Raw genomic sequence first — 18,931 nt, forward strand, 5'->3', positions numbered from 1 at the left:
CGTCAGCGGTCGACGCGGTCGTGCACGGCGTGGTCGGTGCCCGTCGGGTCGACGACACCGAGCGCGGCGGGGTCGGGGCGGGTCGCGTCGCCGTGCACCGTGCAGGCGAGCGCACCGGCGTCGGCGGCGCGGTCGAGGGCGGTGGCGGGGGAGGCGCCGGCGAGCTCGGCGGCGATCCAGGCGGCGACGAAGGCGTCACCGGCACCGACCGGGTCGACGACGGTGACGGGCGTCGCGGCGCGCCGGAGGAGCACACCGTCGATCGAGGCGACGGCGCCCCGCGAACCGAGCTTCACCACCGCGCGGCCGTTCGCCAGTGCGGCGAGTCCGTGCGCGAGTTCCGCGTCGTCGGCGTCGGCGTCGGGGCGGCCGAGCACGAGCCTGGCCTCGTCGTCGCCGGCGAAGACGATCGTGGCCTGCGCGGCGACGGCGCGGTACCGGTCGCGGCCGGTGTCGTCGTCGACGAGCTTCGGCCGGTGGTTGACGTCGAACGCGATCGGCACGCCGGCGTCGCGCGCGCGGACGACGGCGGCGTGCACGGTCTCGCGGGCCGACTCGGACAGCGCGAGCGTGATGCCGCTGACGTGCAGGAGCGCGGCCTGCTCGACGAGTCCGGAGGGCAGGTCCCCCGGCGTGAACGCGGAGGCCGCCGACCCGCGCCGGTGGTACGTGACGCGGGTGCGTCCGTCCGGCAGGCGTTCCTTGAGCATGATGCCGGTCGACCGGTCGGGGTCCCGCACGGCGACGACGTCCACGCCCTCGGCGGCGACGTCGGCGAGGACGCGCTCACCGGCGGGGTCCGCACCGACCCGCCCGACCCAGGTGACCGCGACACCGGCGCGCGCGAGCCCGATCGCGACGTTGCTCTCGGCGCCACCTGTGTCGACCTGCACGGCGTCGAGGTCGGCGAGGGCGCCGCGCCCGGCGAGCAGCAGCATCGTCTCGCCGAAGGTCAGGACGCCGGTCATCGCCCGCTCCGTGCGAGGGCGAGCTGCGCCGACGACGAGCCGAGTGCCACGGAGATCTCGAGGGCGGTGCGGACGACGCCGTCGCCGAGTTCCCGCACGGCGCTCGTCCGGAACCGGGAGGCGAGGCCGGAGATGCTCATCGCCCCGGCCACCTGGTTCGCGTGGTCGTACACGGGGGCGGCGACGCAGCGGATGTCGGGTTCGTTCTCGCGGTCGTCGATGCCGTACCCGCGCTCCCTCGTCCGACCGATCTCGGTCCGCCACCGGTCGTCGTCGGTGATCGAGTGCGCGGTCGTCGCCGTCGCCGGTGCCGCGAGGACGCGCTCGAGCAGGTCGGGCTCGCCGAAGGCCACCATCGCCTTGCCCGACGCGGTGTTGCGCATCGGCAGGCGGTTGCCGATCCTGGAGGCCATCCGCACGGTCCCGCGGGTCTCGACCTTGTCGACGTACACGATGTCGGTGCCGTCCGGCACCACGAGATGGCAGGTCAGCCCGGTCTGCTCGGCGGTCCTGCGGAGGAACGGGGCGGCCGCGGCGCGGAGGTCGATGCCCTCGAGGTAGCTCTGCCCGAGCAGCAGCGCCCCGAGGCCGAGCGTGAAGCCGGCGTCGGGGGTACGGCGGAGCAGGTCGGTCTCGAGCATCGGGGCGGCGAGCCGCAGCACGGTCGACTTGGCGGTGCCGAGTGCGCCGCTCAGCGTCGTCAGGCTCACCGACGGCTCGCCGTTCCTGGTGTGCTCCGCGACGAGGTCGAGGATCCGCAGCCCGCGTCGGAGCGACAGCGCCGCATTGCGGCCCGGCGCCGGATCGGCCTCGGTCACGCGCATCAGAACCACGTCGCGATCGTCCGGAGCACGGTGTCGTCGTCGTCGATGACGTGGACCTGCCGCCACTTGTCGAACACCGTGCACGGGTGCGAGATGCCGAACACGACGACGTCGCCCGGTTCAAGACGGACACCGTCGGCCAGCGCGAGGTAGGAGTGCTGGTCGTCGAGGCGGGTGACGGTGACCGCCCCGGGGGCCGGGGCGGTCTGCGTGGCGTCCGCCGTGCCTCCCGTCCGGTGCTCGGCGACCAGGCGGACCTGCCGGACCACCGGCAGCCCCTCGTCGAAGGAGATGTCGCGCTTGCCGACCGCGACGAGCGCGAGGCCGGGTTCCGGGCAGCTCGTCACACGGCCCCACACCTCGATGGCGGGGCGGAGCGACCCCTCGGCCGGGTGTCGCCGGAACGGTGTGCGCTCGTCGTAGAACCCGTCGTCGTGCGTGAGGTACGCACCGGAGCGGAGCAGGACGTCGAGGTCTGCCGGCCGTGCGGCGACCGCCTCGGTGACGGCGTCGAACCAGGCGCTGCCGCCCATGCTCAGGAGCATGCGTCCGTCGGTGACCAGGCCACGGACCGCGGTGGCGATCCCGAGGACGCCGGACACGTACGCGCGGGCGGCGTCGACGCCCGGCAGGCCGCCCTCGTAGCCGGAGACACCGCGGAGGGACAGCCCGGCGTCGTGGGCCGCGTGCGCGACCTCCGACGCGGTCGCCGCGTCCCGGGCACCGGTCCGGCCGCCGGGGAAGCCGACCTCGACCAGGACGTGGAGGTCGCCCTGCACGGCGGCGACCGCGGCGGCCCCTGCCGCCACACCGGCGGTCGAGTCGACGTAGCAGAGGACGTCGGCGGTCGGGTCGGCGGTGCGTCGCGACGCGAGCCAGCGGAGCCCGGCGGGGTCGAGCACCTCGTTCGCGACGAGGACGTGGCGGATCCCGTGCTCCCACGCGACCATGGCCTGCTGGACGGACGCGACCGTGACGCCCCACGCGCCGGCGTCGACCTGGCGCTGCGCGAGGTCCGGGGACATGTGCGTCTTCATGTGCGGGGCGAACCGGAGTCCGTGCCGGTCGACGTAGGCCTGCATCACCGCGGTGTTGTTCGCGAGGGCGGACTCGCGGAGCGTCATCACCGGCAGGTGGGCGTCCTGCAGCACGTGGTGCGGGGTGGGCGCGCTCGGCTCCCACGCGCCCTTCGCCGTCACGGTGGCGGGGATGGTCGGCATCGATCCTCCTTCGTCGGGTCCACGCTCGTCCAGCGGTCGCCGCTCGGACAACGTCGTCGCGTCCACCGTTCCACATTGCAGAACGGTCGGTGCGGCACCGGGGCATAGCATTCGACGTGCCATGACGAGGACGACGACGACCACGAACCCACCGGCCCGACGACGCACCGGCAGCACCGCGGTCGCGGTGCTCGTCGCGGGGACCTTCTTCATGGAGCTCCTCGACGGCACGATCCTCGCCACGGCCGCGCCGGCGATGGGGCGGGACCTCGGCGTGGACTCCGCGGCGATCGGCATCACGATCACCGCCTACCTCGTCACCCTCGCGGTGTTCATCCCCGTGAGCGGGTGGCTCACCGACCGGATCGGCTCCCGCACGGTGTTCGCCGGGGCCATCGCCGTGTTCACGATCGCGTCCGGACTCTGCGCGCTCTCCGACGGACTCGTCGAGCTCACCCTGTGGCGCATCGTGCAGGGCATCGGCGGCGCGCTCATGGTCCCGGTCGGTCGACTCGTGGTGCTGCGGAGCGCCGGGCGCGACCAGCTCGTCACCGCGATCGCGATCCTGACCTGGCCGGCGCTCGCCGCGCCGATCATCGCGCCGTTCGTCGGCGGCGTGCTCGTGGACACCCTGTCCTGGCACTGGATCTTCCTCATCAACCTGCCCCTCGGCGTGATCGCGTTCGTCGCCGCACTGGTCCTCGTGCCACAGGAGCGGGCGCCGCAGCGCGTGCCGTTCGACTGGGTCGGCACGCTGCTCGCCTGCGTCGGGCTCGGCGGGGTCGTCGTGATGGCGTCGCTGCTCGCGCTCGACACGGTGCCGGTGGCCGCCACGGTGGTCTCCGGCGTCGTCGGCGCGGTCTGCTGCTGGCTCGCGGTCCGGCACTTCCGGCGGGCACCGCACCCGATCATGGGGCTCGACGCGTTCCGGCTCGAGACGTTCCGGGTGTCGCACGCCGGGGGCAGCATGTTCCGCCTGGCCGTCTCCGCCGTGCCCTTCGCACTGCCCCTGCTCTTCCAGGACGCCTGGGGCTGGAGCGCGGTCGAGGCCGGCAGCGCCGTGCTCTTCGTGTTCGTCGGCAACCTCGGGATCAAACCGGCGACGACGCCGTTCCTCCGCTGGTTCGGCTACCGCCCGGTGATCATCGTCTCGTCCGCGATCGCCGCGCTCACCGTCGTGGCGATGGCCTTCCTGACCCCGGCGACCCCGTTCTGGCTCCTGGCCGTCCTGCTCGTGGTCAGCGGGGCCGCGCGGTCCGTCGGGTTCACCGCGTACAACACCATCGCCTTCGCCGACGTGGAGCAGGCGGACATGACCCCGGCGAACACGCTGTCCTCGACGCTGCAGCAGACCGCGGCCGGGTTCGGTGTCGCCGTCGCGGCGGTCGTGATCCGCGCCGGCTCCGGACTCGCCGGCGACGGCGCCTACGTGCTGACGTTCTGGGTCCTCGCCGCGCTGCTCGCCGTCGCGTGCATCGAGGGGATCGTGATGAGCCGCACGGCGGGGGACACCGTCCGGCCCGCTCGACGGACCCGCGCAGCGGCGGGTGCGCGGTGACGCTGTCCGTTCCCGACGGCGTCACACGCCGGCAACGCGCGAAGCGTTACAGTCTCAGGGACTGCTTGAGGTGGACGGGTACCGTTGCCGCGGCAGACCGAGCGGGACGCAGCGCTCCGGCTTGCGGAAGGAAGGCAGCATGACCGTGCCAGACCAGCAGGGGACCATCCCGACGGACACCGACGTCCGACCCACCACCATCCGGGTGGTCAGCTACAACCTCCGCGAGCACACCGCGAACAGCGAGCTCGCCGCCCTCGCCGAGTCGTCCGACGCCGACGTCCTGTGCGTGCAGGAGTGCGACAGCAACGACCTCGCGCCGTCCGTCGGTGGGCTCACCCTCGCGGCGTCGACGAAGGCGAACCGGCTCGGCCTCGCGATCTACAAGCGGGACGACCGTTTCGACGTGCAGGACTTCAGCATCCACTCCCTGCAGAAGTCCCTGCACGACCGGGTCCTCGCCCCCGCGCACGAGCGCCTCATCGCGATGCACCTGCACGACCGGGAAGCCGGGACCGACGTGATCGTCGCCTCGTTCCACGCGTCCCCGCTGACCGCGACGAACTCCCTGCGGCGCAAGCAGATCGAGGCGGCGCACCAGTTCGTGCGGGACCTGTCGAGCGAGGCCCCGGCGATCATGGTCGGCGACTTCAACTACCCGTGGTTCCAGACGAACCTGCGCCGGAAGATCGAGGCGCACGGCTTCGCGCTGTCGCTCTCCGACCAACCGACGTACCTGCGCTACCGCAAGTTCACCGGGCACTTCGACTTCGCCACCAGCGTGGGACTGCACATCGCCGGCGTCGAGACGCTCCCCGCCGGCATCTCCGACCACCGGCCGATCCTGGTCCGGGCGCACTACGAGGAGCCCGCGGCCGCCGGCAGCGGCTCGGCCGAGGCCGAGCCCGCCGCCTGACGCGCGGCGGCGTGGGCGTCGCTCCGCTCGGTGCCGCCGCGCTCCGCTCTGGCTGCTCCGACTTCCCCGAGGTTCCGTAATTCTGGAACCTGGGCGGCTCCCACGGGTCGTTCGTGGAACCCGGGCGGAACTGAGCGGCGAGTTGTGGAACCTCGGGACCCGTCGCCCGCGTCGCCAGCGGCGAGTCGTGGAACCTCGGGAACCGTCCCCGGCTCAGCGCCGGAGCGTCGCCCGCGCCAGGCGGTTGCCGACGAACTGCCCGAGCTGCACGATCACCACGATCGCCGCCACCGCCACGTAGACGATCCACCAGTTGTACCGCTGCGACCCCCACGTGATGGCGTACTCACCGAGGCCGCCACCGCCGATGAGCGCCCCCTGCGCCGTCATGTCGACGATGCCCACGAAGATGAACGTGTACCCGAGGATGAGCGGCCCGAGGCCCTCGGGGATGAGCACGGTGAGCAGGATCGACACCGGGTGCGCTCCGGACGCCCGCGCTGCCTCGACCACGCCGGGGTCGATCGCGAGCAGGTTCTGCTCGACGATCCTCGCGACCGCGAAGGACGCCGCCAGGGAGATCGCGAACGTGACCGCGGGCACGCCGATGGTCGTCTGCACCGCCACACGGGACAGCGGGGCGATGGCCGCCAGGAAGATGACGAACGGGATCGGGCGCACGATGTTCACGACCACGTTGAGCACGGTGTGGACGGCACGGTTGCCGAGCAGGTTGCCCGGGCGGGTGGCGTACAGCGCCAGCCCGAGTGCCAGCCCGATGAGCCCGGCGACGACCAGCGAGATGACCGTCATCAGGATCGTGTCGCGGACGGCGCCCAGGAAGATGTCGAACGTGTCGATGACGCTCTGGAACCCGGTGTTCACGCTGCTGCCTCCTCGTCGGTGGTGACGCCCGCGGCACGCAGGTCGCGCACCACGCCGTCGACGACGGGGTCCGGGCCCGTCAGCTCGTAGGTGAGCGAGCCGATCCGGCGCTCCCGGATCTCGCCGACGCCGCCGTAGACGAGTTCGGCGGTCACCCCGGCGGACCGGAACACGCCGTCGATCCGGTTCTGCAGCCCGGCCTCGTCGGTGATTTGCACCGTGACGAGCCGACCGAGGTGGCGTTCCCGCAGGCGCGTGAGCGTCTCGGGGGAGGGCCGGTCGTGCAGCGCGGTGCGGACGAAGCGTCGTGTGGCCGGGTTCGACGGCGTCGAGAAGACGTCGTAGACGTCGCCGACCTCGACCACGCGGCCCTGTTCCATCACGGCCACCCGGTCCGCGATCTGCCGCACGGCGTCCATCTCGTGCGTGATGACGATGATCGTGACGCCGAGCTCCCGGTTCACCCGGCGGAGGAGCGACAGGACTTCGGAGGTGGTCTCCGGGTCGAGCGCGCTCGTGGCCTCGTCGGCGAGGAGCAGGTCGGGGTTCGACGCGAGCGCCCGCGCGATGCCGACGCGCTGCTTCTGCCCGCCGGACAGCTGCTCGGGGTAGGCGTACGCCCGGTCGAGCAGCCCGACGAAGTCCAGCAGTTCGGCGACCCGGCGGTCGCGCTCCTCCTTGCCGACACCGGCGACCTTGAGCGGGTACGCCACGTTGCCGGCGATCGTGCGGGAGCGGAACAGGTTGAACTGCTGGAACACCATCCCGATGCGTCGGCGAGCGAGCCGGCGGTCGCGCTCCGGGATCGCGGTCAGTTCCCGACCCGCCACCGTGACCGAGCCCGAGGAGGGCAGTTCGAGCGCGTTGACGAGCCGGACGAGCGTGGACTTGCCGGCCCCGGAGTACCCGATGACGCCGAGGACCTCGCCCTGTTCGACGTCGAGGGAGACGTCCTCGACGGCGACCACGGTCTCGCCGGTGTCGGCGCGGCGGTAGTGCTTCGAGACGCCGCGGAGTTCGACGAGGGCAGCCACTACTCCGCAGCCGCCTTCGCGTCCTTCTCGACCGTCGCGAGCTCACGCTGCAGGGAGGCGGCGCTCTCGTCGCTCGGCACGGCGTCCGGGTAGTCCTTCGCGAACACCTTCTGCACCGCCTCGTCCTGGAACAGCTTCGCCAGCGCCAGGTAGGTCGCGTTGTCCTTGTCGGCGTCCCGCACCGCGAAGACGTTCACGTAGGGCTTGGCAGAGGCGCTCTTCGGGTCGTCCTGGAAGATCGCGTCGTCCTTCGCGAGCCCCGCCGAGGTGGCGTAGTTCACGTTGACGATCGCGCCGTCGACGGAGCCCTGCTGCAGCGCGTTCGCGGTCTGCGAGGCGTCGACGGTCTGGACGTCCACCTTGTGCGACGTGATGTCCGCGGTGGTGGAGAACGCGTTGCCGCCGTCCTTGAGCTGCAGCAGGTCGGCCGACTGCAGCACCAGGAGCGCACGGGCCTCGTTGATGGCGTCGTTCGGGATCGCGATCTTCGCGCCGTCCTGGAACCCGGACGGCTTGGTGACCTTCGTCGAGTACAGGGGCAGCGGGTACACGGCCGTCGCGCCGATCGGCTGCAGGTCGTCGTTCGACTGCACGTTGTAGTTCGCCAGGTACTGGATGTGCTGGAACTGGTTCATGTCGATCTGCTCGTCCTTGAGCGCCGGGTTCGGCAGCGAGTAGTCCGAGAAGTTCTGGAGCTGCACGGTCACGTCGAGCTTCTGCTTCGCGAGCTTCGTGTAGGTGTCCCAGTAGGGGAGCGCCTTGTCCGAGACGCCGATCGTCACCGTCTTCGGGCTCGCGTCGGACGAGCCGGCAGCGGTGTCCGAGGACCCACCCGAGCGGACGGCGACCACGACGACCGCCACGATGACCGCGACGACGACGACCGCCGCGGCGATGATCCACCCGACCGGCCGACTGCGCTTCGGCTTCTGGGGCAGTACTGGTGCGGTCATGGGGTCCTCCTCGTGGGCCCGGCGGGCCGTCCTGATCCGGTCCGACGCTCGTGGACCGACCCCGAGTGTGCCGCGCGGCACCGACCGCGGCGACTTGCGTTCCGTCGTGTTACATCCCTTGCTCTGCGTCGCCCGGCAGACTCGAGGGCGTGCGCAGCATCGAACTGGTCCTCGACGACGACTCCGACCGTGCGGTGCGCGCAGCGTGGCAGACCCTCGAGGACGCCGGACTGCCGAGCCTCGGCCGTTCCGGCACGAACGACACACACGTCACCCTCGCGGCGGGCGAAGCGCTGCCGGTACCGTCCGGCTTCGCCGCACCCCGACCGGAGGGCATCCGCGTCGGCGGACTGCTGCTCTTCGACGCCGGTCCCGGTCGGCACGTCCTCGCGTGGGCGGTCGTCGTCGACGCGGCGCTCGCGGCCTTCCACCGGGCGGTGCACGACGTCGCCCCGGACGCGCTCGACACCTCGCTGCCCGGCCGGTGGTCACCGCACCTGACGCTCGCCCGACGGATCCGCGACGTCGACCTCCCGGAGGCGCTCGCCGCGCTCGCGGCGACGCCACAGCCCGAGGTGCTCGCCGTCGCCGGCGTGCGCCACTGGGCCGGCGACACGAAGGTGACCACGCCGGTCCGGTGAGCGGCCCTGTTCGGTGATCAGGGCCTCCCGGCACGGTCGGTCCGTCGCTGGTGCGTCCTCCAGGTGCGGCGCCGGACGGGAGGCTCGGCTCAGCTCCCCAGGACCCGATCGCCGAACGCAGACGCGAACTTGCGCTCCGGGTCGGCCCGGCGGACCAGCTCGCGGAACGCCGGGAGCCGGGGGTACAGCGCCGCGACCGCGGCGCCGTCGAGCGAGCTCATCTTGCCCCAGTGCGCACGTGCGTCGAAGGGGGCGATGCGAGCCTCGAGGTCGGGGAGGAGCGCGGCGACCTCCTCGGGGTGCTTCTTCCACGTGAAGGCGATGCAGAACACGTCCTCGCCCTGCGTCGGCGACAGCCAGAGGTCGTCTGCGGCCATCGTGCGGAGTTCGGCGACGTGCAGGTGCGGCTGGATCCGGTCGGCCAGGCCGCGCAGTGCGTCGAGGGCGTCCGCCGCGTGCCGGAGGGGGACGAAGTGCTCGCTCTGCACCTCGGACCCGTGTGACGGCACGGTCCCGATCGGGAAGTGCGGGAGCCGGTCCCACCACGGGCCGAGGGAGCCGTCCCGTGCCGTGCGGTGGTCGTCGCCCGGCGTCCCGGGCAGCCGAGGTGCGCCGGACAGCTCGTCCGGTGCGTGCTCGCTCCGCGACTTCACGAGGACCTCGCTGATCTCGTCCCCGAAGCGCGTGTAGGAGCAGACCGAGGTCCCCGCGGCGTGGATCTCGGCCGCGTGGTCGAGGAACGCGCGCCAGGGGATCGGGCCGTACGCGTCCTGGCGCATCCGGTAGGTGGGCTCGACCGCGAGGGTCACCCGGGTGACGATGCCGAGCAGTCCGAGGTGGAGCACCGATCCCGGGCCCTCCGGGTCGTCGTGGCGGACAGAGCGGGTCGTGCCGTCGGGGCCGAGGAACTCGAGTGCGCGGACCGCCGTCGACAGGGACCCGAGCGTGGTGCCGGAGCCGTGCGTCCCGGTCGCGACCGCGCCGCCGACCGAGATGTGCGGGAGCGAGCCCATGTTGTGCAGGGCGTACCCGGCCGCGTCGATGTCGGGGGCGACGTCGCCGTACCGTGTCCCGGCGCCGACCGTCACCGTGGCGGTTCCGTCGACGTCGTGGCCGATCACCAGGTCGGTCGGGATGCCGGTCAGGTCGAGCAGGACCCCGTCGGTGTCGGCCACGTCGTTGAACGAGTGCCGGGTGCCGAGGCCGTGGACGCGGCGCTCCCGGGCGACGATCGCGGCTGCCTCGTCGACCGTGCGGGGACGTTCGACCCGCTCGGCCGTGTACGTGACCGTGCCGGACCAGTTGAGCTCGCTCGTCGTCGACCGCATGCGCCCACGATGCCACGCACGGCTGCACGCGCGGCTGCGCGGGGGGAGGTGGGCGCGGGCCCTGTGGCCGTTGCGGGGCTACAGCGCGCATTGCTCCCGCACAACAGGAAGCACCTCGCGCCACCGAACGTGGCGGCGCGAGGTGCTTCCGGTTGTCCGGCGGCACCGGCCGGGCGCGGTGGCACCGGGCCGGCGCCGTGGCGCCGCACGGTGCCGTGTCGGAGGTCCCTAGTGCGCGGGCAGGGGCGTCGGTGCACCCTCGGGCAGCTCGGGCCTGCGCACGAAGACCGCGGTCAGGATCCCGAACAGGGAGATGACCCCGCCGACGAGGAACGCGGTGCGCACGCCGGACGCGGTGGCCTCGGCGATGCCGTCCGCTCCCGAGCCGGCGGTGGCGGTCGCCGCACCGATCGTCAGGAGCGTGACGAACAGGGCGGTACCGGCAGCGCCGGCGAGCTGCTGGGCCGTGCCGAGCACCGCGCTGCCGTGCGAGTACAGCTTCGGGGGCAGGCCGCCGAGCGCCGCGGTGAACAGCGGCGTGAATGTCAGCGCGAGGCCGATGCTGAGGACGACGTGGGCACCGAGGACGAACCACACGCTGGTGTCGACGCCGACGGTGGACAGGGCCCACAGCACGACGCTGATGATGACCGCGCCGGGGATGAGCAGCACGCGGGGTCCGTGACGGTCGTACACGCGGCCGACGATCGGGGAGAGCAGACCCATCAGCAGCCCACCGGGGAGCAGCAGCAGCCCGACGTTGAGGACCGCGAGCCCGAGGACGCGCTCCAGGTAGATCGGCAGCAGGATGAGCGTGCCGAGCATCACCAGGAAGCTCAGGCCCATCCCGACGATCGGGACGGTGAAGCCCTTCGTCCGGAACGTCCGCAGGTCCAGCAGTGCGCTGTCGGTGCGCTGCAGACGGGACTGGCGGACGATGAACAGCGTCAGGGCGACCGCGCCGACGACGAGCGCGGCGATCGGGACCACCGGGCCGGTCGTGCCGATCTCACCGATGCTCGACAGGCCGTAGACGATCCCGCCGAACGCGAAGGCGGAGACCACGACCGAGAGCACGTCGAGCGGCGCCGGGCGCGGGGTGCCGACGTTGCGGACCTTCACCATGCCGAGGATCAGCGCCGCGATCGCGATCGGCAGCACGAACCCGAACAGCCAGCGCCACGAGAACGCGTTGAGGATGAGCCCGGAGATGGTCGGGCCGACGGCCGGCGCGACGGAGATGACGATCGAGATGTTCCCCATCACGCGGCCGCGGTGCGCCGGCTCGATGAGCGTGAGGACGGTCGTCATGAGGAGCGGCATCATGATCGCGGTGCCGCTGGCCTGCACGATGCGTCCGACGAGCAGCACCGAGAACCCCGGCGCGAGCAGCGCCACGAGGGTGCCGACGGAGAACAGGCTCATCGCCCAGATGAAGACCGGCCGGGTGTTGAACCGCTGCAGGAGGAACCCGGTGATCGGGATGACGACGGCCATCGTGAGCAGGAACCCGGTGGTGAGCCACTGCCCGGTCGCCGCGCTGATGTGCAGGTCGTCCATGAGCCGAGGCAGCGCCACGCCCATGATCGTCTCGTTGAGGATCACCACGAACGCGGAGACCAGGAGCAGCGCGATCACCAGCCGCGTCTCGGCGGGTGAGGAACCCTGCTGCTGTGGCTGACTGCCCGTCCGCGGAGCGGAGTCGAGGGCGCTGTCGGTCATGTGTGGCTCCGTACGGTGTCGGCGGGCGATGCAGACGGTGCAGCACCTGAGGGAATTCGATTATTCCGCCCGGCACCGACACGCCGCCGGGCACCGGCAGGCCGCGCGGACGAGGCCGGGTCCGTGGCGTCCGACTCGTCAGTGCAGGATGTCGAACGTCTCCGTGTCCCCGTGTGGGACGACGGCACGTGTGGTGACCTCGGCGACCGTCGCGGACGGCGGACCGCTGTGCAGCATCGCCACCAGGGCGTCCACCGCGGCGGAGGGGCCCTCGGCCTCCACCTCGACGGTCCCGTCGAAGAGGTTCCTCGCGTAGCCCGTCAGTTCCAGTCCGTCTGCCTTGCGTGCCGTCCAGTAGCGGAACCCGACCCCCTGGACCGTCCCCGAGACGATGGCGTGCACCCTGGTCACCGTTGTCATGTCGCCCAATGTATGCGGGCCGCATTTCCCGGGCATCACCAGGGTTTTTCCGGGCCGTGTCGGTTTGTTTCCGCCGGGTGTCGCCGGCCTGCGTCACCGATGATAGAGTCATCCCAACCAGAACACTTCAAGTCAGGATGACCTGAACACATGGACGAAGCAGCCATCCGCGTCGCGGTCTCGACCGTGATCGTCGCGCTGCGTCCGCACCCCGACACCGGGGCGCCGGCGCTCTGGATGCCGCTCGTCCGCCGCACGACCGAGCCGTACGCGGGTTCGTGGGCGCTCCCGGGTGGCTGGGTGCGGCCGGACGAGGGACTCGAGGACTCCGCGGCCGCCCGGCTCCGCGAGACGACGAACGTGCAGCCGCGCTACCTCGAGCAGCTCTACGCGTTCGGCGACGTCGACCGTTCCCCGACCCGGGTCGTGTCGATCGTGTACTGGGCCCTCGTCCGCCCGGACGAGGCCAGCGTCGTCCCGGACGACTGGAACGTGCGGTGGTTCCTCGCCGACGAGCACCCGCCGCTCGCGTTCGACCACGACCAGATCGCCGAGTACGCCCTCTGGCGGCTCCGCACGAAGATGTCGTACTCCCGCATCGCGCAGGCCTTCCTCGGCGACCGCTTCACCCTCGCCGAGCTCCGCGCCGTGTACGAGGCGGTCCTCGGCCGGCCGCTCGACCCGGCGAACTTCCGACGGCAGGTCGCGCAGACCGACGCCGTCATCGCCACCGACGAGACCACGAGCGGCGACCGGCACCGGCCGGCCCGGCTGTACCGCTCGAACCCCGACCTGGCCTACGCGGACAACGGCCCGCTGCAGACCGGCACACCCCAGCAGCGGAACCGTTAGGAAACGAAGTGTCCATCGCGACGACCATCGAGCTCATCTCCAACGGCAGGGTCGACGGCAGTACCTGCACCCCCGACCTCGCCGAGCCGACGTGGGACTTCGACGCGCGACCCGGCTACGGCCCCGGCGCGTCGATGTCCGACGTCATCCCGACCTCCACGCCTCGGCAGGGCGTCATCCCGGACGAGTACCGGCACGCTCCCGCGGAGGAACTGCACGCGCGCATCGAACGGGCGAAGGCGACGCTGGGGGACCGCGTCGTGGTGCTCGGCCACTTCTACCAGCGTGACGAGGTCGTCCGGCACGCCGACTTCCTCGGCGACTCGTTCCAGCTCGCGAACGCCGCCCTCACCCGGCCAGACGCCGAGGCGATCGTCTTCTGCGGGGTGCACTTCATGGCCGAGACGGCCGACGTCCTGGCCCGCGACGACCAGCGTGTCATCCTGCCGAACCTCGCCGCCGGGTGCTCGATGGCCGACATGGCCGACATCGACAGCGTCGAGGCCGCATGGGCCGAGCTCGAGGCGGTGTACGGCACCGAACCCGACGCCGACGGCCGCGTGCCGGTCATCCCCGTCACGTACATGAACTCCGCCGCCGACCTCAAGGCGTTCTGCGGTCGCCACGGCGGCATCGTGTGCACCTCGTCGAACGCGTCGACCGTCCTCGAGTGGGCGTTCGAGCGCGGCCAGCGGGTGCTGTTCTTCCCCGACCAGCACCTCGGCCGGAACACCGCCAAGGCGATGGGGATCAGCACCGACCTGATGCCGATGTGGAACCCGCGACTGCCCCTCGGCGGCAACACCCCCGACGACCTGCAGGCCGCGAAGGTCGTCCTGTGGCACGGCTTCTGCTCGGTGCACCGCCGCTTCACGGTCGACCAGATCGACCAGGCGCGGCGGGACCACCCCGGCGTCCAGGTGATCGTGCACCCCGAGTGCCCGATGGCCGTCGTCGACGCGGCCGACGCCGCCGGCAGCACGGACCTCATCCGCAAGACCGTGGCGGCCGCGACCGAACCGACGACGTTCGCGATCGGCACCGAGATCAACATGGTCAACCGCCTCGCCGCCGAGTACCCGCAGCACACGGTCTTCTGCCTCGACCCGGTCGTCTGCCCGTGCTCGACGATGTACCGGATCCACCCGGGCTACCTCGCGTGGGTGCTCGAGGCCCTGGTCCGCGGCGAGGTCCTCAACGAGATCACGGTGCCGGACGCCGTCAAGGCCGACGCCAGGGTCGCCCTCGAGCGCATGCTCGCCGCGAAGCCGAAGGACTGACGACGTGCACGTCGTCATCGTCGGTTCCGGCATCGCCGGCCTGACCGCCGCGATCCGCGCGAGCAGCCGTCACGACGTCACCCTGGTGACGAAGGGCGCCCTCGCCGACGGCGCGACGGGACACGCGCAGGGCGGCGTGGCCGTCGCGCTCGGCGCCGACGACTCCGCGTCGCTGCACGCGGCGGACACCCACCGTGCGGCAGCAGGGAGCGCCGACGTCCGCGCGGTCGACGTGCTCTGCACCGACGGCCCGGCGCGCGTCCGCGACCTGCTCGCCCTCGGCGTGCCGTTCGACCGCACCACCGACCCGGCGAGCATCGACCGTCACGGTGACGACCTCGCCCGCGGACGTGAGGCCGCGCACGGACGCTGGCGTGTGGTGCACGCGTCGGGCGACGCCACGGGTGCCGCGATCGAGCACACCCTCGTCCAGGCACTGCACCGTCGGCACGTGACGATCCTCGAACGCACCTCGCTCACCGACCTGGTGGTGCGGGACAGCACCGTCGTCGGCATCGACGTGCTCGACCTGCTCGGCGAACCGCGGCGGATCGACGCCGATGCGGTCGTCCTGGCGTCCGGGGGCGCCGGGCACCTGTACCGCGAGACGACGAACCCGCTCGTCGCGACGGGCGACGGCGCCGCGGCGGCCTGGCGCGCCGGAGCGGTGCTCGCCGACCTCGAGTTCATGCAGTTCCACCCGACCCGCCTGGCGGTCCCCGGCGGCGGACTCGTCTCCGAGGCCGTCCGCGGCGAAGGAGCCGTCCTCCGCGACGCGCGCGGACACCGCTTCATGACCGACCTCCACCCGGACGCCGAACTCGCCCCGCGGGACGTCGTCGCCCGGGGGATCGCCGCCGCGCTCCGCGACGGGGGAGCGGTCGTCCTCGACGCCACCGGACTCGATCCCGAGTTCCTCGTCGGCCGGTTCCCCGGACTGACCCGCAGCATCCGCGAAGCGGGCTTCGACTGGACCAGGGTGGGCGTCCCGGTCGCACCGGCAGCGCACTACTTCATGGGCGGGATCGCGACCGACGCCGAGGGGCGGACGAGCCTGCCGGGGCTCCTCGCGGTCGGGGAGGCGGCCTGCACCGGCGTGCACGGCGCGAACCGGTTGGCCTCGAACTCCCTGCTCGAGGGCCTCGTCTTCGCCGTCCGCGCAGCGGACGCCGTCGCCGTCCCGCGACCCGGTCTGCTCCGGCTGCGCGGCGATGCGACCTTCCCCGTCACCGCGGTGCGCGACGGGGCGGAGCCGACCCGAGCCTCCCGTCCGACAAGTGGCGACCAGGACCGGACGGGAGGCACGGATCGCCTCGCCGACGGCACCGACGTCCGCAGCGCGGTGCAGACCGTCATGACGGAGCGGGTCGGGCTGCTCCGCGACGCGGCCGGGCTCGCGGCGGCGCGGCGGGAGCTCGCCGCGCTGGCCGTCGACGACCCGCGGTCCGTGCGCGGGCACGAGGACCGTGCGCTCCTCGACCTCGCCCGCATGGTCGCCCGCGCCGCCGAGGCCCGTGCCGAGTCCCGGGGCGCGCACGCCAGGACCGACCACCCCGACACCGACCCCGACGCCCCCGCGTCGATGGGCTGGGTCGCCGACCACTCGCCCGTCCCCGAGGGAGCACTCGCATGACCACCACCGCACCGACCAGGACCGATCCGGGGACCATCGCGCCGCACGCGCTCCGTCGCGTCATCGAGACCGCGCTCGAGGAGGACGCGCCGTGGGGCGACGTCACGAGCGAGACCCTCATCCCCGCCGAGGCCACCGCGACGGCGACGCTCGGAGCGCGCGAAGCCGGCGTCCTGAGCGGCGGCGGGGTGTTCGTCGCGGTGATGCACGCGGTCGACCCAGGCATCGTGGCGACCGTCCTCGTCGCCGACGGGGACCGGTTCGAGCCGGGTGACGTCCTCGCCACGGTCACCGGGTCCGCCCGGGCGGTGCTCCGCGCCGAACGCGTCGCGCTCAACCTGGTGCAGCGGATGTCCGGCATCGCGACCGCGACGTCCCGCTACGTGGCGGCGGTCGCCGGGACCCGCGCCCGGATCGTGGACACCCGGAAGACCACCCCTGGGCTCCGTGCGCTCGAGCGGTACGCGGTGCGGTGCGGTGGCGGCCACAACCACCGGACCTCGCTGTCCGACGCGGTGCTCGCCAAGGACAACCACCTCGCGGTGCTGCTCGCGAGCGGGATCGAGATCGGGGAGGCAGTCCGCGCGGCGCGGGAGCGCCTCGGGCACACCGTGCACCTCGAGGTGGAGGTGGACCGCATCGACCAGATCGAACCGGTCGTCGCCGCCGGGGTGGACACGATCATGCTCGACAACTTCAGCGTCGACGCCCTGATGACGGGCGTCGGCATCGTGGCCGGTCGGGCGCTCGTCGAGGCCTCGGGCGGCGTGTCCCTCGAGACCGTCGCGGCCATCGCGGCCACCGGCGTCGACGTCGTCTCGGTCGGTGCCCTGACGCACTCGGCACGCGCGCTCGACCTCGGCCTCGACGTCGACGTCGACGTCACCGTCGGCGACCTCGCGCGCTGACGTGTTCTACCTCGACCGGGCCGCCACGACGCCCGTCCGCCGCGAGGTCCTCGAGGCGATGTGGCCGTGGCTGACGGGCGGGTTCGGCAACCCGTCGTCGACGCACGGCATCGGCGACCAGGCGGCCCGTGCCCTGTCCGCAGCACGCGCCTCCGTCGCCGGCGCGCTCGGCTGCCGGCCGGGGGAGGTCGTGTTCACCGCCGGCGGGACCGAGGGGGCGAACACCGCGGTGAAGGGCATCGCGCTCGCCACGCCCCGCGGACGGCACGTCGTCACGAGCGCGATCGAGCACGAGGCGGTCCTCGCCAGCTGCGCGTACCTCGCGCGCTTCCACGACTTCACGGTCACCGTCCTGCCGGTGGACGCGACCGGACGGGTCGATCCCGAGGAGCTCGCGGCAGCGCTGCGCCCGGACACGACGCTCGTCTCGATCGCGCACGCCGACAACGAGATCGGCACCGTGCAGGACGTCCCCGCCCTCGCCGCGCTCGCACACGGCGTCGGCGCGCGGTTCCACACCGACGCGGTCCAGTCCGCGCCGTGGCTGCCGGTCGGACTCGACGTGCTCGGCGTCGACGCACTGACGTTCTCCGGCCACAAGCTCGGCGCGCCGAAGGGCACCGGGGTGCTCGCGCTGCGGTCCGGTGTGGCGATGGAGCCGCTCGTGCACGGCGGGGGACAGGAGCGCGGGCGGCGCTCCGGCACCGAGGACGTCGCGGGCGCGGTCGCCGTGGCGACGGCGCTCGAGCTGGTCACCGCGGGACGCGTGGCGGCGGCCGCGGCGGCCACCGCCACGCGGGACGCGGTGGTCGACGGGGTCCTCGAGCGGGTCCCCGGGGCCTTCCTCACCGGGGCCCACCTCCCCGGGTCCTGGACGGAGCGGCTCCCCGGACACGCCTCGTTCTGCTTCCCCGGCGTGCACGGCGAGACCGTACTGCTCGAGCTCGAACAGCGCGACGTCGTGTCGTCGTCGGGCAGCGCGTGCGCGGCGGGCAGCACCGAGGCGTCGCACGTGCTCACGGCGCTCGGCCTGTCCGATGACCTCGCCCGGAGTGCCGTACGGCTCACCTTCGACGCATCCCTGTCGCCGGACGACGTCCCGGTCGTGATCGGGGCCGTCGCCGAGGCGGTCGCCGCGGTCCGCGCGCTCGGCTGAGGCGTGTACTAGACGTTCTACTCCATCTCTGGGGACCTGTCCCCCCTTCTGCGGACACGGATTCTCCGACAGAGTGTCCTCATGGCCGACGTGATGACGAACCTGGTGCCGCGGGAGGACCGCTTCCGAGTGGTGCAGCTCCTGCCGGCGCCTGTGACGGTCCTCGCGCTCGCCGTCGCAGCGGGACACGATCTCGGCTCGGCGCCCCTCGGGCTCATCGCCGTCGTCGGGGCGCTCGCGACGGTCGGGAGCGCCCTGCTCCCGAGCATCCGTCCCTCGGCCGCTCGGCGTCGCATGCCGACACCGACCGAGTCGGAGCGGTACCGGGAGGACACCGACCACTCCTGACCCCAGACCGCAGACCACAGACTCGCGCTGCCCGGACCCGACACCCCCCCCCCGCGGGGTCCGAGCGGTGCGTTCAACCGGACGCGATCCCTGAACAGCGCGTCCGGGGTGGGCCACGACATCCCCCTGTCGTCGTGTCCCGCAGCATCCGGAGCCCGCCGAGGGTCACGGGACGTCACCCCTGAACGACGTCCCCGGCTCCCCTCCGCCCACGGCGGGCCCGGGTGCGTTCCCCGTCGGCGGGACCGGCGCTGTCGGCACGGTGCGTCGTCGGGAGCTGCGCTG

18 protein-coding genes are annotated in these 18,931 nt (G+C 72.7%); 9 read left to right on the forward strand and 9 right to left on the reverse strand.

Annotation, left to right across the window (positions count from 1 at the left end; genetic code table 11):
* Positions 1–2: 2 nt before the first annotated feature.
* Genes FS641_RS09845 through FS641_RS09855 form a run of 3 tightly spaced genes read right to left on the reverse strand, consistent with a single transcriptional unit; the run spans position 3 to position 3,012 of the window.
* Positions 3–968 carry a sugar kinase gene (locus tag FS641_RS09845; protein WP_144763284.1) on the reverse strand — a complete coding sequence of 322 codons (966 nt, stop codon included), beginning with the start codon at positions 966–968 and terminating at the stop codon, positions 3–5.
* On the reverse strand, positions 965–1,792 hold the full coding sequence (locus FS641_RS09850) for an IclR family transcriptional regulator (RefSeq protein WP_260855793.1): 828 nt from the start codon (positions 1,790–1,792) through the stop codon (positions 965–967). The genes FS641_RS09845 and FS641_RS09850 overlap by 4 nt, the downstream gene beginning before the upstream one ends.
* Positions 1,792–3,012: an alanine racemase gene (locus FS641_RS09855; RefSeq protein ID WP_186317684.1), complete on the reverse strand. Its 1,221-nt coding sequence runs from the start codon at positions 3,010–3,012 to the stop codon at positions 1,792–1,794. Before FS641_RS09855 ends, FS641_RS09850 begins: the two co-directional genes overlap by 1 nt.
* Before the next feature lie 121 nt (positions 3,013–3,133).
* On the opposite strand from FS641_RS09855, the gene FS641_RS09860 reads away from it, so the two are divergent.
* Positions 3,134–4,570 carry an MFS transporter gene (locus tag FS641_RS09860; protein WP_144763288.1) on the forward strand — a complete coding sequence of 479 codons (1,437 nt, stop codon included), beginning with the start codon at positions 3,134–3,136 and terminating at the stop codon, positions 4,568–4,570.
* Positions 4,571–4,709: 139 nt separating this feature from the next.
* Positions 4,710–5,486 (forward strand): endonuclease/exonuclease/phosphatase family protein, encoded by a 777-nt coding sequence (locus tag FS641_RS09865; protein WP_144763290.1) that lies wholly within the window; start codon positions 4,710–4,712, stop codon positions 5,484–5,486.
* Positions 5,487–5,699: 213 nt separating this feature from the next.
* Here the strand turns inward: FS641_RS09865 and FS641_RS09870 are convergent, their stop codons facing one another.
* The 3 genes from FS641_RS09870 to FS641_RS09880 are packed head-to-tail and all read right to left on the reverse strand — an operon-like array spanning position 5,700 to position 8,358.
* Positions 5,700–6,371: a methionine ABC transporter permease gene (locus FS641_RS09870; RefSeq protein WP_395879336.1), complete on the reverse strand. Its 672-nt coding sequence runs from the start codon at positions 6,369–6,371 to the stop codon at positions 5,700–5,702.
* Positions 6,368–7,405 carry a methionine ABC transporter ATP-binding protein gene (locus FS641_RS09875; protein WP_144763292.1) on the reverse strand — a complete coding sequence of 346 codons (1,038 nt, stop codon included), beginning with the start codon at positions 7,403–7,405 and terminating at the stop codon, positions 6,368–6,370. The genes FS641_RS09870 and FS641_RS09875 overlap by 4 nt, the downstream gene beginning before the upstream one ends.
* A complete protein-coding gene (locus FS641_RS09880) occupies positions 7,405–8,358 on the reverse strand; it encodes a MetQ/NlpA family ABC transporter substrate-binding protein (RefSeq protein ID WP_144763294.1) in 954 nt (317 codons plus the stop codon). Before FS641_RS09880 ends, FS641_RS09875 begins: the two co-directional genes overlap by 1 nt.
* Positions 8,359–8,507: 149 nt before the next feature.
* Between FS641_RS09880 and FS641_RS09885 the strand changes: the two genes are divergently transcribed.
* Entirely contained in the window at positions 8,508–8,999 is a 492-nt protein-coding gene (locus FS641_RS09885; RefSeq protein WP_186317685.1) for a 2'-5' RNA ligase family protein, read from the forward strand.
* A gap of 89 nt (positions 9,000–9,088) precedes the next feature.
* Here the strand turns inward: FS641_RS09885 and FS641_RS09890 are convergent, their stop codons facing one another.
* The 3 genes from FS641_RS09890 to FS641_RS09900 all read right to left on the reverse strand — a co-directional run bounded on the left by FS641_RS09890 (position 9,089) and on the right by FS641_RS09900 (position 12,469).
* On the reverse strand, positions 9,089–10,327 hold the full coding sequence (locus FS641_RS09890; RefSeq protein ID WP_144763298.1) for an FAD-binding protein: 1,239 nt from the start codon (positions 10,325–10,327) through the stop codon (positions 9,089–9,091).
* A gap of 228 nt (positions 10,328–10,555) precedes the next feature.
* A complete protein-coding gene (locus FS641_RS09895; RefSeq protein ID WP_144763300.1) occupies positions 10,556–12,049 on the reverse strand; it encodes an MDR family MFS transporter in 1,494 nt (497 codons plus the stop codon).
* Between the two features lie 138 nt (positions 12,050–12,187).
* A complete protein-coding gene (locus FS641_RS09900) occupies positions 12,188–12,469 on the reverse strand; it encodes an acylphosphatase (RefSeq protein ID WP_144763302.1) in 282 nt (93 codons plus the stop codon).
* A gap of 150 nt (positions 12,470–12,619) precedes the next feature.
* Here FS641_RS09900 and FS641_RS09905 point away from each other — a divergent pair, with 150 nt between their 5' ends.
* From FS641_RS09905 to FS641_RS09930, 6 genes are all read left to right on the forward strand, one after another.
* Positions 12,620–13,321: an NrtR DNA-binding winged helix domain-containing protein gene (locus FS641_RS09905; protein ID WP_144763304.1), complete on the forward strand. Its 702-nt coding sequence runs from the start codon at positions 12,620–12,622 to the stop codon at positions 13,319–13,321.
* 8 nt (positions 13,322–13,329) lie between these two features.
* On the forward strand, positions 13,330–14,601 hold the full coding sequence (gene nadA / locus FS641_RS09910; protein ID WP_144763306.1) for a quinolinate synthase NadA: 1,272 nt from the start codon (positions 13,330–13,332) through the stop codon (positions 14,599–14,601).
* A gap of 4 nt (positions 14,602–14,605) precedes the next feature.
* The gene (locus FS641_RS09915; RefSeq protein WP_144763308.1) at positions 14,606–16,234 is read left to right on the forward strand and encodes an L-aspartate oxidase; all 1,629 of its coding nucleotides are present in this window, start codon (positions 14,606–14,608) and stop codon (positions 16,232–16,234) included.
* Entirely contained in the window at positions 16,231–17,142 is a 912-nt protein-coding gene (gene nadC / locus FS641_RS09920) for a carboxylating nicotinate-nucleotide diphosphorylase (RefSeq protein WP_144763309.1), read from the forward strand. The genes FS641_RS09915 and nadC overlap by 4 nt, the downstream gene beginning before the upstream one ends.
* A 1-nt stretch (position 17,143) precedes the next feature.
* Positions 17,144–18,298: a cysteine desulfurase family protein gene (locus FS641_RS09925; protein ID WP_144763311.1), complete on the forward strand. Its 1,155-nt coding sequence runs from the start codon at positions 17,144–17,146 to the stop codon at positions 18,296–18,298.
* An 81-nt stretch (positions 18,299–18,379) separates the two neighbouring features.
* Positions 18,380–18,646 carry a hypothetical protein gene (locus FS641_RS09930; protein WP_144763313.1) on the forward strand — a complete coding sequence of 89 codons (267 nt, stop codon included), beginning with the start codon at positions 18,380–18,382 and terminating at the stop codon, positions 18,644–18,646.
* Positions 18,647–18,931 lie beyond the last annotated feature (285 nt).

It is taken from the genome of Curtobacterium sp. 9128, assembly GCF_007673775.1.
In the GTDB taxonomy this organism is placed as follows: Bacteria; Actinomycetota; Actinomycetes; order Actinomycetales; family Microbacteriaceae; genus Curtobacterium.

What these genes read in the sequence shown, in the direction of transcription:
- nadC (WP_144763309.1), top strand. Translation starts at nt 16,231, where the DNA reads ATGACCACCACCGCACCGACCAGGACCGATCCGGGGACCATCGCGCCG.
- FS641_RS09850 (WP_260855793.1), bottom strand. Translation starts at nt 1,792, where the DNA reads ATGCGCGTGACCGAGGCCGATCCGGCGCCGGGCCGCAATGCGGCGCTG.
- FS641_RS09855 (WP_186317684.1), bottom strand. Translation starts at nt 3,012, where the DNA reads ATGCCGACCATCCCCGCCACCGTGACGGCGAAGGGCGCGTGGGAGCCG.
- FS641_RS09905 (WP_144763304.1), top strand. Translation starts at nt 12,620, where the DNA reads ATGGACGAAGCAGCCATCCGCGTCGCGGTCTCGACCGTGATCGTCGCG.
- FS641_RS09860 (WP_144763288.1), top strand. Translation starts at nt 3,134, where the DNA reads ATGACGAGGACGACGACGACCACGAACCCACCGGCCCGACGACGCACC.
- FS641_RS09865 (WP_144763290.1), top strand. Translation starts at nt 4,710, where the DNA reads ATGACCGTGCCAGACCAGCAGGGGACCATCCCGACGGACACCGACGTC.
- FS641_RS09930 (WP_144763313.1), top strand. Translation starts at nt 18,380, where the DNA reads ATGGCCGACGTGATGACGAACCTGGTGCCGCGGGAGGACCGCTTCCGA.
- FS641_RS09880 (WP_144763294.1), bottom strand. Translation starts at nt 8,358, where the DNA reads ATGACCGCACCAGTACTGCCCCAGAAGCCGAAGCGCAGTCGGCCGGTC.
- FS641_RS09890 (WP_144763298.1), bottom strand. Translation starts at nt 10,327, where the DNA reads ATGCGGTCGACGACGAGCGAGCTCAACTGGTCCGGCACGGTCACGTAC.
- FS641_RS09845 (WP_144763284.1), bottom strand. Translation starts at nt 968, where the DNA reads ATGACCGGCGTCCTGACCTTCGGCGAGACGATGCTGCTGCTCGCCGGG.
- FS641_RS09895 (WP_144763300.1), bottom strand. Translation starts at nt 12,049, where the DNA reads ATGACCGACAGCGCCCTCGACTCCGCTCCGCGGACGGGCAGTCAGCCA.
- FS641_RS09900 (WP_144763302.1), bottom strand. Translation starts at nt 12,469, where the DNA reads ATGACAACGGTGACCAGGGTGCACGCCATCGTCTCGGGGACGGTCCAG.